The 17,267-nt window shown below is 34.3% G+C and carries 12 protein-coding genes and 10 tRNA genes; 1 reads left to right on the top strand and 21 read right to left on the bottom strand.

Annotated features, from left to right (window positions below):
• Positions 1-47: 47 nt before the first annotated feature.
• From ILT06_RS26240 to ILT06_RS26185, 12 genes are all read right to left on the bottom strand, one after another.
• The gene (locus ILT06_RS26240) at positions 48-2,930 is read right to left on the bottom strand and encodes a leucine-rich repeat domain-containing protein (protein WP_222655651.1); all 2,883 of its coding nucleotides are present in this window, start codon (positions 2,928-2,930) and stop codon (positions 48-50) included.
• Positions 2,931-3,059: 129 nt separating this feature from the next.
• Positions 3,060-4,235 carry a sporulation protein YhbH gene (gene yhbH, locus ILT06_RS26235; protein ID WP_222655650.1) on the bottom strand — a complete coding sequence of 392 codons (1,176 nt, stop codon included), beginning with the start codon at positions 4,233-4,235 and terminating at the stop codon, positions 3,060-3,062.
• Positions 4,236-4,681: 446 nt separating this feature from the next.
• Positions 4,682-6,577, bottom strand: coding sequence for a PrkA family serine protein kinase (locus tag ILT06_RS26230; protein WP_000353275.1), 1,896 nt, complete (start codon positions 6,575-6,577; stop codon positions 4,682-4,684).
• Between the two features lie 392 nt (positions 6,578-6,969).
• Positions 6,970-9,039: a sensor domain-containing protein gene (locus ILT06_RS26225; RefSeq protein WP_098103511.1), complete on the bottom strand. Its 2,070-nt coding sequence runs from the start codon at positions 9,037-9,039 to the stop codon at positions 6,970-6,972.
• Between the two features lie 127 nt (positions 9,040-9,166).
• Positions 9,167-9,655: a tRNA (uridine(34)/cytosine(34)/5-carboxymethylaminomethyluridine(34)-2'-O)-methyltransferase TrmL gene (trmL, locus tag ILT06_RS26220; RefSeq protein WP_000538149.1), complete on the bottom strand. Its 489-nt coding sequence runs from the start codon at positions 9,653-9,655 to the stop codon at positions 9,167-9,169.
• Positions 9,656-9,713: 58 nt separating this feature from the next.
• Entirely contained in the window at positions 9,714-10,601 is an 888-nt protein-coding gene (locus ILT06_RS26215) for an amidase domain-containing protein (RefSeq protein ID WP_000260555.1), read from the bottom strand.
• 44 nt (positions 10,602-10,645) lie between these two features.
• Positions 10,646-11,788 (bottom strand): tRNA epoxyqueuosine(34) reductase QueG, encoded by a 1,143-nt coding sequence (queG, locus tag ILT06_RS26210; RefSeq protein WP_064477160.1) that lies wholly within the window; start codon positions 11,786-11,788, stop codon positions 10,646-10,648.
• Positions 11,789-11,987: 199 nt separating this feature from the next.
• Positions 11,988-12,061, bottom strand: a tRNA-Gly gene (locus tag ILT06_RS26205).
• Between the two features lie 114 nt (positions 12,062-12,175).
• Positions 12,176-12,826, bottom strand: a complete 651-nt coding sequence (locus tag ILT06_RS26200) for a DsbA family protein (protein WP_064477161.1) — start codon at positions 12,824-12,826, stop codon at positions 12,176-12,178.
• A 188-nt stretch (positions 12,827-13,014) separates the two neighbouring features.
• Positions 13,015-13,791 carry a transglycosylase domain-containing protein gene (locus ILT06_RS26195; RefSeq protein ID WP_000664702.1) on the bottom strand — a complete coding sequence of 259 codons (777 nt, stop codon included), beginning with the start codon at positions 13,789-13,791 and terminating at the stop codon, positions 13,015-13,017.
• Between the two features lie 427 nt (positions 13,792-14,218).
• The gene (locus tag ILT06_RS26190) at positions 14,219-14,680 is read right to left on the bottom strand and encodes an NUDIX hydrolase (protein ID WP_222655649.1); all 462 of its coding nucleotides are present in this window, start codon (positions 14,678-14,680) and stop codon (positions 14,219-14,221) included.
• A gap of 146 nt (positions 14,681-14,826) precedes the next feature.
• Positions 14,827-15,546, bottom strand: a complete 720-nt coding sequence (locus ILT06_RS26185) for a YebC/PmpR family DNA-binding transcriptional regulator (RefSeq protein ID WP_000532975.1) — start codon at positions 15,544-15,546, stop codon at positions 14,827-14,829.
• 348 nt (positions 15,547-15,894) lie between these two features.
• Between ILT06_RS26185 and ILT06_RS26180 the strand changes: the two genes are divergently transcribed.
• Positions 15,895-16,215: a DUF3884 family protein gene (locus tag ILT06_RS26180; RefSeq protein WP_064477163.1), complete on the top strand. Its 321-nt coding sequence runs from the start codon at positions 15,895-15,897 to the stop codon at positions 16,213-16,215.
• Positions 16,216-16,427: 212 nt separating this feature from the next.
• Here the strand turns inward: ILT06_RS26180 and ILT06_RS26175 are convergent.
• The 9 genes from ILT06_RS26175 to ILT06_RS26135 all read right to left on the bottom strand — a co-directional run bounded on the left by ILT06_RS26175 (position 16,428) and on the right by ILT06_RS26135 (position 17,261).
• Positions 16,428-16,509, bottom strand: a tRNA-Leu gene (locus ILT06_RS26175).
• Positions 16,510-16,518: 9 nt separating this feature from the next.
• Positions 16,519-16,589: transfer RNA gene (locus ILT06_RS26170), tRNA-Cys, on the bottom strand.
• Between the two features lie 14 nt (positions 16,590-16,603).
• Positions 16,604-16,678, bottom strand: a tRNA-Gly gene (locus ILT06_RS26165).
• Positions 16,679-16,683: 5 nt separating this feature from the next.
• A tRNA-Gln gene (locus ILT06_RS26160) sits at positions 16,684-16,758 on the bottom strand.
• A 63-nt stretch (positions 16,759-16,821) separates the two neighbouring features.
• Positions 16,822-16,897: transfer RNA gene (locus tag ILT06_RS26155), tRNA-His, on the bottom strand.
• A gap of 19 nt (positions 16,898-16,916) precedes the next feature.
• Positions 16,917-16,990: transfer RNA gene (locus tag ILT06_RS26150), tRNA-Trp, on the bottom strand.
• A gap of 7 nt (positions 16,991-16,997) precedes the next feature.
• A tRNA-Tyr gene (locus ILT06_RS26145) sits at positions 16,998-17,081 on the bottom strand.
• A gap of 10 nt (positions 17,082-17,091) precedes the next feature.
• Positions 17,092-17,167 (bottom strand) — tRNA-Thr (locus ILT06_RS26140).
• 18 nt (positions 17,168-17,185) lie between these two features.
• A tRNA-Phe gene (locus ILT06_RS26135) sits at positions 17,186-17,261 on the bottom strand.
• Positions 17,262-17,267 lie beyond the last annotated feature (6 nt).

Raw genomic sequence — 17,267 nt, 5'->3', positions numbered from 1 at the left:
CGAAAAAGCAAAAATTAGTTATATCTAATAATAAGATTAAACGTTATTTATTTCTTAAATAATCTCTTTCTAAATACGAACATACTTAGGGTGGAAAGAACAAGTGTTATTCCAGAAAGTAAAGTCGATGTGCTAGCTTCACCGCCTGTTGATGGTAAAGATTTCTTGCCTTCCTCTGACTTATTAGTATGTTGTTTATTTAATGTGTCTGCTTTTCTTCCCTCTTTTTCAACAACTTGATTATTCTCTTTTGGCTCTTGATCCAATCCTGTTGCTGATTCTTTTACTTCTTCAACTTCTTTCGTTGGCTCTTTTACTTCTTCTTTTGTTTCTTCAACTTCTTTTACCGGCTCTTTCACTTCTTCTTTTGTTTCTTCAACTTCTTTTACCGGTTCTTTCACTTCTTCTTTTGTTTCTTCAACTTCTTTTACCGGTTCTTTCACTTCTTCTTTTGTTTCTTCAACTTCTTTTGTTGGTTCTTTTACTTCTTCTTTCGCTTCTTCAACTTCTTTTGTTGGTTCTTTTACTTCTTCTTTCGCTTCTTCAACTTCTTTCGTTGGTTCTTTTACTTCTTCTTTCGCTTCTTCAACTTCTTTCGTTGGTTCTTTTACTTCTTCTTTCGGTATTAATTTTTCTACTATATTCTGCATGACAATGCCACTATATAATATGCCAGTCTCATAATGATCTGCATCTAAATCAAATTCATATATTTTTTCTCCTAAAGTATTCCAAATGATTCCCTCATCAGTAAGCGTTCCACCTTCACTCTTTAGTGTAATCTTTTCAATTGGCTCTCCTTCTAAATTATATACAGGAATTGTCACTTCTTTATTTATTTCTGCAGCATCCAAAATGACCTTTTGCCTTCTAACATCAATTGTTCCCCACTGACCTAATTGTATTAACGGCCTTACATCACGAATCTCATTTTCAGCTAATTTTAAACTAAGTAAGTCTAACATTGAGCCAAGAACCGTTACATCTTTAATACGATTATCTGTAAGATTTAACCATTGTAAATTTTTCAATGAAGATAACGGTGTTACATCTTCAATTTGATTATGAGATACATTTACATCGTTCAATTGTTTCAAGTTTGAGATGAACTCAATATTTTTCAGGCCTACTCCTTCTAAAGTGAGGTTTTCTAAGTTCGTCATGTACTCTAAACCGGTTATATCTTTTATCTCTTTTTCTTTTTCTTTAAGTATCTCTAATTTTTTAATCTGTAATAAATCTTCTTTTGTGATAGGAGTGTTTAAATTCTCTCTACCTAAATTCTCTTTATTAATATGTTGTTGTAAAGTTTTATCAAGAATCAAATTTTCACTTTCTTTTTGTTTTTCAACTATATTCTGTACGACCATCCCATTAAACCTTATTTTACTTTCAGCAGGATTCGTATCTAGTTTAAATTCATATATTTTTTCTCCAGGACTATTCCATTTTATAAATCCGTTACTCAGCGTAGCCCCTTCATTTTTCAATTTAATATTTTGAAGTGGCTCTCCTTTAAAATTGTATACTGGAATTTTTATTTCTTCATCTACGCTTGCTTCATCTAAAAAGATTTTTTGTCTTTGAATATCTATTGAAGTTCGCTTACCCAATTCCTCAACAGACTTTATGTCAGAAATTTCATTCGCTCCAAGATTTACCTCATGTAAATTTGTTAAATTACTCAGTGGCGATATATCAGAGATATAATTCTCTTCTAAATTCAATACTTGTATTTTTACTAATTTAGATAATGATGATATATCTTTTATTTCACTATCAGCAATTTCTAGTTCAATAAGATTACTCATTTTACTAATAGGCTCAACATCACTAATTTTATTATTTCCTATCCATAGTAGTTTCACATTCTTTAACTTCTCAATACCCGAAAGATTACTAATTTGATTATTTGCTAAGTATACTTCTTCTAACGATAACACTGTAAATAATGGTGTAAGATCCTTTATATTATTACCAATTAAATCTAATATTTTAATCTTTTTCATTTGACTTAACGGTGTAAGATCTGCAATTTTGTTATCTCTTAAAAAGAGCATGTCAAGATTCTCTAGCTTAGAAACGGGTTGAATACTTTCAATTGGATTAGAGGATAAATCTAAATATTTCAAATGTCTCAATCCCGAGATAACAGATATGTCTGTTACATTAGACTCTCTTAATGTCAACTTCTCTAAGTTTGTCATATATTCTAAACCAGCTATTTCATTTATCCCCTCACCTGAGTATATGGATAATATTTTAATTTGTAATAAATCTTCCTTCGTTATAGGTTCATTTATATTTTTTCTCTCTAAATTATATTTATTAATATGCTGTTGTAATTTCTTATCAACTATTACATTTGCATTTTCATCTTGTTGATCCACTTTATCCTCTTTATTTTCTTTTTGCTTTTCTGGAACATTATTTTCTAAATTTAAAGCATTTACTTCAAACTGCACTTGATATTTATTATCATAGGCCATTGTCGGAATATAAATATGCATTTGCATATTATATCTTTTTCCTAATTCTCCTACTTCAAACTGAATCACTTTCGTTCCATTTTTCTTTTTATCTTCTGATATTACTTTTACATCATGAAACACACCAGGAGTATGAATATCTTCTGTTTTCAAGTATTTGAAGAAATCACTATCACTTAACGTTGCCGTTACAATTTTCTTTCCATTCTCAATCGTTAATTTAGGATTCTTTATATAAACAGTTGCCATAGACTCCTCATTCGTTTTATCTTTATATGCTTTCATAACAGCATCATATGTACCATCTTCTAAAGCATATCCCTTTTTATTAGCCTCAATTGCTACCGCTGCTAAAGCAGGTGTTGAATACGCAGCAAACGGTAGCGCTAAAGCTGCCGCCACTAACATCGCATTTATATGTTTTCTTTTATTTTTTTTCAACTTTACATCTCCTCCGAAATATATAAATCTAAATGTAATCATATCTCGAATAAATGATAATGATTTTCATTATCATTGTCAACTAAAAAAATAAAAAGTTAACAAAAAAATAACCCCTTTTTAAGGGGGTTATGCCATTTTTTCTCCGGATTCTTCTTTAAAAAAGCTCTTCATCGCATGGAATACGTCTGCTTTTTGCTTTAAAATATAATATCTAAAATTCTCATCTTTAATATTTTTATAGGCTGACATGAGGGTACTATGGCGGTTGTACTGGTTCACTTCCCCATATCCAAACATATTACACTTCTTCATTAACTCTTCAACAAGTTTTACACATCTAGCATTATCTGATGTTAAATTATCACCGTCTGAAAAATGGAATGGATAAATATTATAGCGGTCTGGTGAGTATTTATTATCAATTAGCTCGAGTGCTTTTTTGTATACAGAAGAACAGATCGTTCCGCCACTTTCTCCTTTTGAGAAAAACTCTTCCTCTGTAACGACTTTCGCCTCCGTATGATGAGCAATAAACTCAATATCTACCGTTTCATACTTCGTTCGTAGAAATCTTGTCATCCAGAAAAAGAAGCTACGTGCCATATATTTCTCCCATATTCCCATCGATCCACTCGTATCCATCATCGCTAATACAACAGCTTTTGAATCTGGCTTTAATACTTCATTCCAAGTACGGAACTTTAAATCTTCTTGGTGAATCGGATGAAAAGAGGCTTTACCACGCATCGCATTTCGTTTATATGCGGATATCATCGTTCGTTTCTTATCGATATTTCCCCATAATCCAGTCTTTCTAATGTCATTAAATTCAACATGTTCAATCCGGTTTTCATCTATTTCTTTTCTCTTTAAATTAGGCAGCTCTAATTCTTTGAAAAACGCTTGCTCTAATTCTAGAATAGAGACTTCAGCTTCATAATAATCTTCTCCAGCCGTATCCCCTGCTCCTTGCCCTTTTCCTGGTCCTTTTTGCTTTTGACCACCTGATCCATCTCTCGCAACGACATCACCAACTTTGCTGTCACCATCTCCTTGCCCAACGTGTTTGTTTTTATCATAATTGTACCTAATCTTATATTCATCTAAAGAACGAATCGGTATTTTTACAACATCCTTACCATTAGACATAACTATGCTTTCTTCTGTTACAAGATCGGGTAAATTATTCTTAATTGCCTCTTGTACTTTTTCTTGATGGCGTTGTTGGTCGTCATATCCTTTGCGATGGAGGGACCAGTTTTCCTGTGAAATCGTATAATTTGGTTGGTTTTCTTCACCCATTTCTTTCCCTCCTTACTGTAATTGTCTTCCCCTATGAACAGTAAGCTAGAAATTTTGTTTTATACTGTGCAAGCTAGAATGAAAGATAACTGCCCATCGAAATTCATCCCATAAACATATATAACGTTTTTCATATAATACTCCGAGCATCCTAAACAAAATTTTGCCACTCACATACTAGAAAGAAATATTCAGCCGTTGATAAGAAAGAAACACAATGCATAGTTGCACACATTTACACTTTGCAACATATTGTATTGTGTTGGCTTTTTTCGTATGAATGGTTGGTTACTCTATCATATGCATATTGTAAAAATAATTGACAATAAATTCATGAAATTGCATCTTAATTTATTACATTTGGACAAGGTATGACACTTTACACATATAAATGGATAATAAAACGCTGTCCCGCAAAATACAAGAGACAGCGTTTTGTTATCAAACTATCGGTTTAGCAGACTACCTACATAGCGTAATAATTCATTCGCAGATGAGGAATTATAGCCGTGCTCATCAATTAAGCGTGCAACAACATCATTGATTTTCTTAAGCTGATTTTCGTCTGGCGTTTTCGTTGATGTTGTAATTTTCACTATATCTTTTAAATCAGCAAATAGTTTTTTCTGAATCGCTTCACGAAGACGCTCATGTGAATTATAATCAAAGCGTTTTCCTTTACGCGCATAAGCAGAAATGCGAATTAAAATTTCTTCACGGAATGCTTTCTTAGCATTTTCTGAAATTCCAATTTGCTCTTCAATTGAGCGCATTAGCTTTTCATCTGGACTCATTTCTTCACCTGTTAATGGATCACGTAATTTCGATTTATTGCAATATGCTTCAACGTTATCTAAGTAATTATCCATAAGTGTCTTCGCTGATTCTTCATATGAATACACGAATGCTTTTTGTACTTCTTTCTTCGCAATTTCATCATATTCTTTTCTCGCTAATGAGATGAAATTCATATAACGCTCTCGATCTTCATTACTAATTGACGGATGCTGATCCAACCCGTCTTTGAGCGATCTAAGTACATCTAATGCGTTAATAGATGGTACCTCTTTTCGAATAATTGTAGAGGAAATTCGATTAATAACATAACGAGGATCAATACCTCTCATACCTTCATCTTGATATTCACGTTGCAGCTCCTCTACATCAATCGCATTATAACCTTCTACCGTTTCTCCATCATATAAACGCATCTTTTTAATTAAATCAATATCCGGACGCTTCGGATCTTTTAAACGCGTTAAAATCGTAAACATTGCTGCAACGCGAAGTGTGTGCGGTGCAATATGCACATTGGATACATCACTTTCACGAATCATTTTTTCATAAATATGTTCTTCTTCACTAACTCGTAAATTGTATGGAACTGGCATTACAATAATTCTTGAGTGCAATGCTTCATTTTTCTTGTTTGCTATGAAGGAACGATACTCCGTTTCATTCGTATGCGCTACAATTAATTCATCTGCTGAAATAAGCGCAAATCTTCCCGCTTTGAAATTCCCTTCTTGCGTAAGCGATAATAAATGCCATAAAAACTTCTCGTCGCATTTTAGCATCTCTTGGAATTCCATCATCCCACGGTTTGCCTTATTCAATTCTCCATCGAAGCGATACGCTCGTGGATCTGATTCTGAACCATATTCTGCGATTGTTGAAAAGTCCAGACTACCTGTTAAATCGGCGATATCTTGTGATTTAGGATCAGACGGGCTAAATGTACCAATCCCTGTACGGCGATCTTCCGAGAAGAAAATACGCTCTACAACTACATCCTCAATTCTTGAACCATATTCTTGCTCTAGACGCATTACGTTTAGTGGCGATAAATTCCCTTCAATTCTAACTCCATACTCACCAAAGAAATCATCCCGTAAATGATGCGGAATTAAATGAAGTGGATCTTCATGCATTGGGCAGCCTTTAATTGCAAAAATTGCTCCTCGATCTGTTCGTGAATATGTTTCTAATCCTCGTTTCAACATCGTAACTAATGTTGATTTCCCTCCACTAACAGGACCCATTAATAATAAAATACGTTTTCTAACATCTAATCGTTTTGCAGATGGATGAAAATATTCCTCCACAAGACGTTCTAAAGCATCCTCTAATCCAAATAGCTGATTACTAAAGAAGTTATACTTTCTTCTACCATCTACTTCTTCGATTCCAGCATCTTTTATCATATTGTAAATGCGAGAGTGTGCTGTTTGAGCCACCCATGGTCTTTCCTTCACAAGCTCCAAATACTCCGCAAACGTACCTTCCCATTGTAACCGTTCTTCTGCTGCTCGATGCTGTTCAATCTTTTTTAGAATATCCATTATAGCTCCTCCCCCATCTCCTTGTTCAATCGGATTATTATAAAAGGTATGCTAGGATGTCCTTAAACATTCTTTAAATCAAAATGAAATATACAGTATTGCTATAAAATTCTCTCCAAAATTCAAAGAAAATTCTGTATAATATAGGTATTAAAGTTTTTACACCTCTATTCATTTTAAATAAATTCTTTTCTTCCAAGAACCTTACATACATTTTGATTCATATTTAAGATTCGTAAACTGAAAAATAGGAGGGATATTAGTATGAAATTATTATTAATTTTAGGTGTATCACTCACATTTCTTACAGCTATTTTCACATCTGGTTACAATGATAAACCCGGTACACATAAAAAGTGATGTGCTTCTTAGCACATCACTTTTTTTATCAATCATTTATAATACACATTTTCCACATCATATTTTGATAAAGGTCGGCTATAATAATAACCTTGCACAAACTTCACATTCTTTTCCTTCAAAAATTGTATTTGTTCCGCTTTTTCTACACCTTCTGCAATTACATTCAATTCCAAAGTATGAGCCAAATGAATAATTGCAGCTGTAATATTCGTATCACGTTCATCCACATGTATACCTTCCATAAAAGAACGATCGATTTTCAACGTATCAATTGGATACGTTTTTAAATAACTTAAAGATGAATATCCCGTCCCAAAATCATCTAAATGAATCTTTAAATTTTGTTCTTTTAATTGTAGCAATACTCTTTTTGATATGTCTTTATGCATAAGGGCCCCTTCTGTAACCTCTATCGCTAATAGATGAGCTGGTACATTGTACTTATGTAAAGCCCGTGTAATCATCTCTATTAATGTAATCGAGCGAAAGTGCCTGGCTGAAATATTAACTGCAATCGGGACAACTTCATATCCTTTATTTAACCATTCACTTATTTGCCGACACACTTCATTTACTACCCATTCATCAAGCTTAATAATAAATCCTGTTCTTTCTGCTAGCGGAATAAATTGATTGGGAGAGACAAATCCCAATTCTTTATTCTCCCACCTTATTAAAGCTTCCATACTCGCTATTTTTTTCGTTTCAATATTCATTTGTGGCTGATAATACAAGCAGAATTCATTTTTTTCTATAGCCCGATGCAATTGGTTTTCTATTATAAATCTTTGTTCACGCTCACAATCTAATCCACTGCAATAAAACTGATAATGCCCTTTTCCTTTTTCTTTTGCTTTTTCCAAAGCAGCATCAACTCTTTGGAATAATATTTTTTCATCCTCTCCATCTGTTGGAGCCATTACAATTCCGATTGACGCACTTAAATAGACGTCCTCTTCTTCGATTACAAAATGTTCACTAATCTTTTTTAGTATTCTTTTTGCAACTATCTCTACACGTTCTTTCGTTATATTTTCTATTAACATAACAAATTGATCATCGTGTTCTCTAAATAAGTGCATACCGTCTATTTGAAAACTGCTTAAACATTCTGTAACTTTTTGTAATACTTTATCTCCTTCTTTATGACCAAAAGTATCATTAATAAGGTGAAATTCATCTAAATCTATAAAAACAAGCGCAAACTCTGTATTATCATTAAAAAAAACATTTAACTTATTTGCACATGAAATTCTATTCATTAATCCCGTTAATTGGTCATAATAAGCTAAATATTCTGTTCGCATTTCATTCAATACTTGTCTTGTAACATCCCTCGTAACAATATATACCCCAACAATTTCGGCGTTCACAATAATCGGAATAGTTCTCAAAGAAATATAGAGCTCGTACCCTTCTTTATGAACATATTTCTTTGAAACAATTTGTTTTGCCCTTCCTTGCAGGGCTCCTTTAAATATAATTTGAAAATCTTTTTCATATTCTTTATTAATAAATTCAAAAATAAATTTATTATGTAATTCTTCATATCGATATCCAAATATTTCATACGTTGCTGGATTTGCATATGTAATTCTACCTATAGAATCCATAGATATAATGGAGTCATTATTATATTCTAATAACGACTTAAACAACATTTGTTTTTCCTCTATCTCTGCCTTTTCCTCAATCTGAGCTGTGATATCCCTCGTAATACAAATAATAAACTGACATACTCCTTCTTCGTCGAATACAGGATTAAGTGAAGATTCATAATGTAACTCACCCTTTGGTAAACTAACTACATCACAAAAGGTATGTGCTTTCGCTTCGCTCGCTACTTTTGCATATTGCACTTGTAATATTTCCGCCGTATCTTCTGATAATACTTCAGCAAACGTTTTTCCATAACATTCTTCGCTTAGCTTCGCATAATCCATACCTATCTTATTTACATAAATATATTTAAAGGTTTCCTCATCCATAACTTTCACAATAAATACTAAATCTTGAATAGCATGTAATAGTCCTCTTCTTATTAAATCCATATCTATCATACTTAAAAAGGTATTTTGATTATTATATTGTTCCTTCATATTTATCTCAACCCGTCTAATCTATTTTTATTCATATATCCCATTCTATATGAATATGTACCCTTTTTTAAATGTATGATTACATATTATTTTTATTTTTAGAAAAAAAGTCGCCATATGGCGACTTTTAATAAACAATTTCTAAATCTAATCCCGGATAATTTTGTTGACGGAATGCTTCATAAATTAAAATAGCTGCTGTATTAGATAAATTTAATGAGCGCACTTTATCAGTCATTGGAATACGTAAACAATGATCGAAATTTTCTTCGATTACATTAGCTGGTAAGCCGTTTGTTTCTCTTCCAAATACAAAATAGTAATCCTTCTCACGTTTGCTATAATCAAACGCTGTATGAGCTTTCTCGCCATACTTTGTTAAATAGAAGAATTCACCGTCTTTATTTTTCTCATAAAATTCTTCAATTGAATCATAATACGTAACTTTCACGTGCTGCCAATAATCTAATCCTGCACGCTTTAACATTTTATCATCCGTTGAAAATCCAAGCGGTCTAATCAAATGTAATTCTGTTCCAGTTGCTGCACAAGTACGAGCAATATTCCCTGTATTTGCTGGAATTTCTGGCTGATATAAAACAACATGTACTCCCACGCGATATTCACCTCTGTTTTTTGTCTACTACGTATTATACCACTTGAGCGAAAAATCTCTACCCATTAATAATGTGAAAGAATTTATATTTCATTTGTGGTGTATATTTACTAGAATCTTCATAGTTCCAATAACGCCGACGGCTATTTGCTGAATGTGCATTCACAAGTGGCATACCATCTGCGTCTTTGGCTACTACAATCGTCGTATGATTCCACCTACCATCATCCTCGAAATCATAAGCAATGACATCACCAAGAATAAGGTCCTCTGGTCTTTCTACTGCTTCTGCTCGAAGCCCAGTTGTAGCACCTGACAAATACCAATAAAAAGAGTGTGCGACAGCCCAGCTCCAACTCCACTGATTCTCCCTTTGCCACCATCCTTTACGAATATTAGGATATCCATTCATTGGTACTTCTCCAGTATGAAGACATTGAGAAATAAAATTCGTACAATTATCAGGGAAATTACGATATACAGGATTTCGATCATCCCACCAACGCTCTGCATATTTAACTGCCTCTAAACGGTTGTACTGATAGGAACCGTACTTCTCTTTTGTAACTTCCCTTTCTAACGTCTCACTCATTCCAACTGCTTCTGGCACTTCAATAGCATAATCACCTATTACCCGGCTATTATTTAAACAAACTCTTCGTTTTAGTTGTTCCTCTTCGATATAAAATAATTCTTTATGCTTAATTAAATATTTAAAATGTATTTGATAATCAATTTCTTGATGATTGCTATTATTTAATTGTCTCATGAAAGAAACATCCGCAGTTGCTTTCACTATCTCTGCATTACGCTTTTGAAACAATTGTTTCTTTCTCTGTGCTATTTGTAATAAATCTTCAGCAATACCATCTACATTTGTTCGTTTCTCTGTTACATATGCTAAAAATTGTTGTACTTGCTTTTCAATATTTATTTTTACAACCATTTCGTCTCCCTCCCATATTACAATATGAAAAAGGGAGATATTATCTACTCTTTTTTCTGAGCTAACAATTCAAGGCCGCGATTCATTTCATGAAGAACCTCTTCATCTTTCTCACGTTGCATCGCTTTTTCAATAGCTTCGCCCACGCCATCTCCACCAATTTTCCCAAGTGCCCATGCTGCTGTTCCGCGAAGTACCGGTCTTGGATCGTCTTTCATAACACCAATTAAATCAGGAATTGCTGATGCCTCTTTAAAATGCGCAAGTGCCAAAATTGCATTTCGTTGCAACGGCTTTTTACCTCTCCATGAACCAGACATAATTCCATATTTCTCTTTAAAATCACGATTACTAATTGTTAAAAGTGGTGTTAATAAGGGCTTAACTAACTCAGGATCTGGTTCCATCTCAGGGTGGTTATGAAAATCCATTCCTTTATTTTTCGGACAAACAGTCTGACACGTATCACATCCATAAATACGATTACCTATTTTTTCGCGATATTCTTCCGGTAGGAACCCTTTCGTCTGTGTTAAAAATGCAATACATTTCTTCGAGTCTAACTGTCCTCCTTGTATTAAAGCACCTGTAGGACAAATATCAATACATTTTGTACAACTTCCACATTGATCTTCTATTGGCTGGTCTGGTGGGAACGGAACGTTTGTAATGATTTCTCCTAAATATACATACGAACCGAATTCAGGTGTAATAATAGCGCAATTCTTACCGCTCCATCCAATGCCGGCACGCTCCGAAACAGCTCGATCACTTAATTCACCCGTATCAACCATTGACTTAACTTCTATCTCGGGAAGTTTTTCGATTAAGTATGCTTCTAATTTTTGCAAACGATCTCGTAAAACAAGATGATAATCTTGTCCCCAAGAGGCACGACAAAAAATCCCCCGGCGTTCTCCACGCTTACTTAATGGTGCATTTTTTAATTTTGAAGGATACGCTAATGCAATCGCAATAATTGATTTTGCACCAGGTAGTAGAAGCTGTGGGTTCGTTCTTTTTTCTATATCAGACTCTTCAAATCCCGATTGATAATTTAATTGTTGTTGCTGGATTAACCTCTGCTTTAATTCCTCAAATGGTGAAGCACTAGCAAAGCCTATTTTATCTATACCAATTGTTTTACTATACGCAATGACATCTTGCTTTAATTGTTCAAAATCCATTCTTAATCGCCTCCTCAGATGAATCCATCTCTTATGTAACGACTATATTGGTTAGCAATTCACTTTTGGAATACTATTCTTTACTTTTATTTTCGCATACAATTATGCTTTTCAAACATTAAAAAACGCAATGCCTCGTTTATCTTAGAAACGAAACACTGCGTTGATAACAATTTATAGAAAAACATTTAATAAAATTTGGAGCGGGTGAAGAGAATCGAACTCTCGACCAGAGCTTGGAAGGCTCTTGTTTTACCACTAAACTACACCCGCAAATATGAAATAAATATAAGATATTAGAATAACTTATGTAAGGTAGTATAGCATGTAAAAAAAACGGAAGCAAGAATTTTATCGAAAAAAGTCGAAAAAGTGATGAGTAGCTCATCACTTTTTCAATTCTTTATCAATCGCCTTCTTCATACTATCGAAATCAGGGTTTGCAAGATTTCCGTTTATGTATACTGAAGGAGCACCTTGAACTTTTAATTTTTGAGCACGATCTGAATCTTTACGTACTTTTTCTTTTATTTCTTTACTGTGTAAATCTTTCTTAAATTGTTCTACATCAACTTTCGGAAGCTTCTCTTTCACAATGTTAAGAAGTAATTCTTCTGTAATCCATTCTTCCGTATCTTTCTTTTGACTTTGATAAATCTCATCATAGAAAGTCCAGAATGAATCTTGATCTTGTTTATAAATTGCCTCACCAGCTGCTGCGCCTAAATCAGAGTCTTTTCCGATGAACGGGAAGTTAATAAAATATAACTGCACTTTACCTTTATCAATATACTCTTCTTTTAATCGTGGTAATACTGTTACATCCCAAGTACGACACGCAGGACATTTGAAGTCTCCAAATTCAACTACCTTAACTGGTGCATCATCTTTCCCTAAAGATTGTTGTGTGGAATAAGCAAACATCTCATTCCCTTTATCTTTTTTGTCATTTATGATGCTATACGCAATTGTTCCGATTACAATCAATACTGCGATAGAAAAAACTACACCAAGAGCCATGAGTTTATTTGATTTCATATACATTCCTCTTTAAATTCATATTCTGTATACAGCATTGTACACACTACACATAATATCAACACTTATATACGTCACGCAATGAACACGCTCACATAAATTACAAAAATACAATAATTGTGACGATATTGTGTCACAATTTGTCACAATTTATTCAAAAAAAAGAAGCTCCTATGTAGGAACTTCACTTAGCTTACTGCTTTTTCACGTGCATTATTTAACATCGACTGCTCTGTTTTTATATCATGACGAATTACTAATTTCTCACTAACTGCTTGCACATACTCATCATGATTGATATAGCCTTCCTTCTCCATCAATCTCAAAACGACATTTCGTCTCTCTACGGCCTTATCATAATTTTGTGCAGGTGAGTAATAAGCAGGTGCTTTTACTACAGCAGCCATCATTGCACTTTCAGCCAGCGTTAATTGGTCCACCTTTTTACCGAAGTAAAGGTTTGCCGCTTTTTCAATTCCCCATGCTCCTTCTCCGTAATAAATATTACTTACATACAATTTTAAAATTTCATCCTTCGTAAATGTACGTTCAATTTTTTTCGTATAGAAAATCTCTTTCCACTTACGAGAAAATGTACGTTCATTCGTTAAAAAAGCATTTTTGGATAACTGCTGTGTAATTGTGCTTCCGCCTTGCACAACACCACCAGCCTTTATATTCTCAACAGACGCTCTGACAATCGCTATATAATCTAAACCGTTATGATGATAAAACCTTTTATCTTCTGTCGCAATAAATGCATGTGTTAATGATTCGGGCACCTCTAACTTAGCCGGTACATGTAATTTACTAATATCACTTTGCTCGATCATTACATTTCCAACGAATAATAATGTACAACTTAACAATAATAATAAAATAATGGCTTTATAAAAGAATTTAGTCATTGGATTTAATGCAACTTTTTGATGATAGTTCACCCTAGATAATACTCGTTCTTTCATCTTGAACACCTCTTTTCCACACAGCATATAACTCTTACTTTAAGAATACCTTGTTGTAAAAAAACATCCCATCGATTTCTCTTACACATACCTTACATCATTGTAAGGTATAAAAAAGTATTGTATCACAGTCTTTTTTTATCTACTATTCATCTGAAATATTGAATATAGATTATGCTAAACCAATAGCAGAGTATACCTTAAGCCTATACTCCCCTATTAAAACACCCTATTTTCATTATATCATCTACAAATATATATATTTGTAAGTATCTAGTAATCTAAATGTATACAATATATCATACATTATACAGAACAAACGTTCTAAAAATCAACACTAGCACTATTATTATTTTGACCTTTTTCTTAAACAGTATACAAAAAAGAGTAGTGATTTGATTGTATCTCAAACCGGCTACTCTTTTCTTTACAATCTATCTATTAAATTATACGGCTGCACTTCCCACGTTTCGTACGGAATACAATGTGTTGCTCTCATCGCATCAAGCGTTCTGGATTTCATATGAGGACGCGTTATATACTCATCTATGTTCTCTTCATTTAAAGCAACAAATTTAGCCTCTTGTATTTCTTCAGGTTGAATTTTTATTTCACCGCTCACATATGCCACTTTAAAAACAACAGCCAAAATATGCATAGAGGCATTATAATAAACCCCTGTAATTCCAATAGGCTTCACCGTTAAACCCGTTTCCTCAAACATTTCCCTACAAACTGCTTGATCGAGCGCTTCTCCTTCTTCCACCTGTCCTCCTGGCAACTCCCACGTATCCGATCGCCAATGTACTTTAGCTAATAACACTTCATCTTTTTCATTTGTTAAATAACCTGCTACAGCAACAATATGCTTTGGTGTTTTATGTTCCATATTAAACCTCCTAGAAATAATGATTATTTCATATATCCCTATAAGCATATTCCCTGTCTACAACAAAATACCTTTACTAATTCATCAACTTAATTAACTTCATAAAAAAAGCCCCTATCCGTTAAACGGGCAGGGCTTCTATCGTATTATTCTCCTAAGTCTACGTTGTGGTAAACTTGTTGCACATCTTCTAAATCTTCTAATGCATCAACCATTTTTTCAAATTGTACTTGAGCATCTTCAGGAAGTTCTACATCACTTTGTGCAAGCATTGTTAATTCTGCAACTGTGAATTCTTCAACACCAGCATCTTTAAGTGCAGATTGTACGGAATGGAATTGATCAGGTTCAGCATACACGATAACAGAATCTTCTTCTTCTAGAATGTCACGTGCATCAACATCTGCTTCCATTAAAATTTCAAGAACTTCATCTGATGTTTTACCTTCAAGACCGATAACAGCTGTCGCATCAAACATGTAAGCTACAGAACCGTTTACACCCATGTTACCACTGTTTTTGCTGAATGCAGCTCGTACATCTGCTGCAGTACGGTTTACGTTATTTGTAAGTGTATCTACAATTACCATAGATCCGTTTGGTCCGAATCCTTCATAACGAAGCTCGTCATAATTTTCTTCTGAACCGCCTTTTGCCTTTTCAACTGCACGATCAATAATTGTTCTTGGTACGTTGTATGTTTTCGCACGTTCTAATACAACTCTAAGCGCTTGGTTTGATTCTGGATCTGGCTCGCCTTGTTTTGCTGCCACATAAATCTCACGTCCAAATTTCGCGTATATACGGCTTGTATTTGCATCTTTTGATGCTTTTTTTTCTTTAATATTATTCCATTTACGACCCATACTTTCCACTCTCTTTCCCGTTTTAAATCTACATAAAAATATTAATATAAAATATAACGTGTATTCAACACATTTTTAAAAGAAATATAAAAAGTTCATTTTTGATTCATATTACAGACATAATATAAATTACTATCATTTTGTTCTATCCGCAAGTTATATTATACATGAATTCCTACGTTTATTACGAATTTTAGAATCAGGTAACATAATTTAACAAAAAAGACTCTAACATTTCTGTTAGAGTCTTTTTACATCACCGATTCCCATAATATTTCCTTAATTACTTTCTATTGCTGTATAATTAAAATAGGAAAAAATTTGAAGAAAACATAGGGGAGAGTAATTATGACACATTCAAATGAGAAAAAAGCACATGGTCTTAAAGGGATAGGAGAAAAGCTAAACCCAACTATCTATCAAGTGAGATTCATGAAATTAGATGAACCAATTCAATTTGAATCATTTCCTGAATTAAAGGAATTAGGAGATTGGTTGAGTACTTCAACGCACATGTGGGCGTGCCACTCAACTATGTACAAGTACAACAAAGAAGAGTTTAAAAAGAGGTTTTTAGAAATTACAAACTTAACCGTTGATAATGTACTAATATCTACTGGTGCTGTCGGATTTAACTTCATGTCACCCGGGTGGAGAAATTCTCTCTAGAGTGCTCGAAGGGAATATTGTATATACAATATTTTGCTGGAATTTTATAGAATATCACAATTAAAAGGATAAAAATGAATGTTTGTTTTTATCCTTTTAATGTTTCGCAGTCTACTCACCGTACACTTTTTGTACTTATTTTGTCATATAATGAAAAGAAAATACAAAAAAACTCTATACTAATTGTATAGAGTTTTTTTCGCCGTTCATGATACCGATGGTCGGGGTCGAACCGACACTCCCGAAGGAACACGATTTTGAGTCGTGCGCGTCTGCCAATTCCGCCACATCGGCACAAAAGAAAGGCGGCAACCGGATTTGAACCGGTGGTAAAGGTTTTGCAGACCTCTGCCTTACCACTTGGCTATGCCGCCATGTTAAATTTTATTGGAGCGGAAGACGGGATTCGAACCCGCGACCCCAACCTTGGCAAGGTTGTATTCTACCACTGAACTACTTCCGCAAAAATGGCTGGGCTAGCTGGATTCGAACCAGCGCATGACGGAGTCAAAGTCCGTTGCCTTACCGCTTGGCTATAGCCCATCGAATTCTTACTTAATTATATGTAAGTATCAATTAAATTATTTGTAATTTTAAAAATAAAAATGGGGCGACTGATGGGAATCGAACCCACGAATGCCGGAGCCACAATCCGGTGCGTTAACCACTTCGCCACAACCGCCATGTTGTGTAATTATATTTGGCAGGGGCAGTAGGAATCGAACCCACACTGGAGGTTTTGGAGACCTCAGTTCTACCTTTAAACTATGCCCCTATGTAAATGGTGGAGGGGGGCAGATTCGAACTGCCGAACCCGAAGGAGCGGATTTACAGTCCGCCGCGTTTAGCCACTTCGCTACCCCTCCGAAACTTACATGGTGCCGGCTAGAGGACTTGAACCCCCAACCTACTGATTACAAGTCAGTTGCTCTACCAATTGAGCTAAGCCGGCGTATATTATTAAGATAAATGGTGGCTCGGGACGGAATCGAACCGCCGACACGAGGATTTTCAGTCCTCTGCTCTACCGACTGAGCTACCGAGCCTTATTA

It is taken from the genome of Bacillus sp. 17RED48 (genome assembly GCF_019837545.1).
In the GTDB taxonomy this organism is placed as follows: domain Bacteria; phylum Bacillota; class Bacilli; order Bacillales; family Bacillaceae_G; genus Bacillus_A; species Bacillus_A wiedmannii.
Note: the sequence above shows the minus strand (reverse complement) of the source record. Positions and strands in the feature narration are given on the sequence as shown.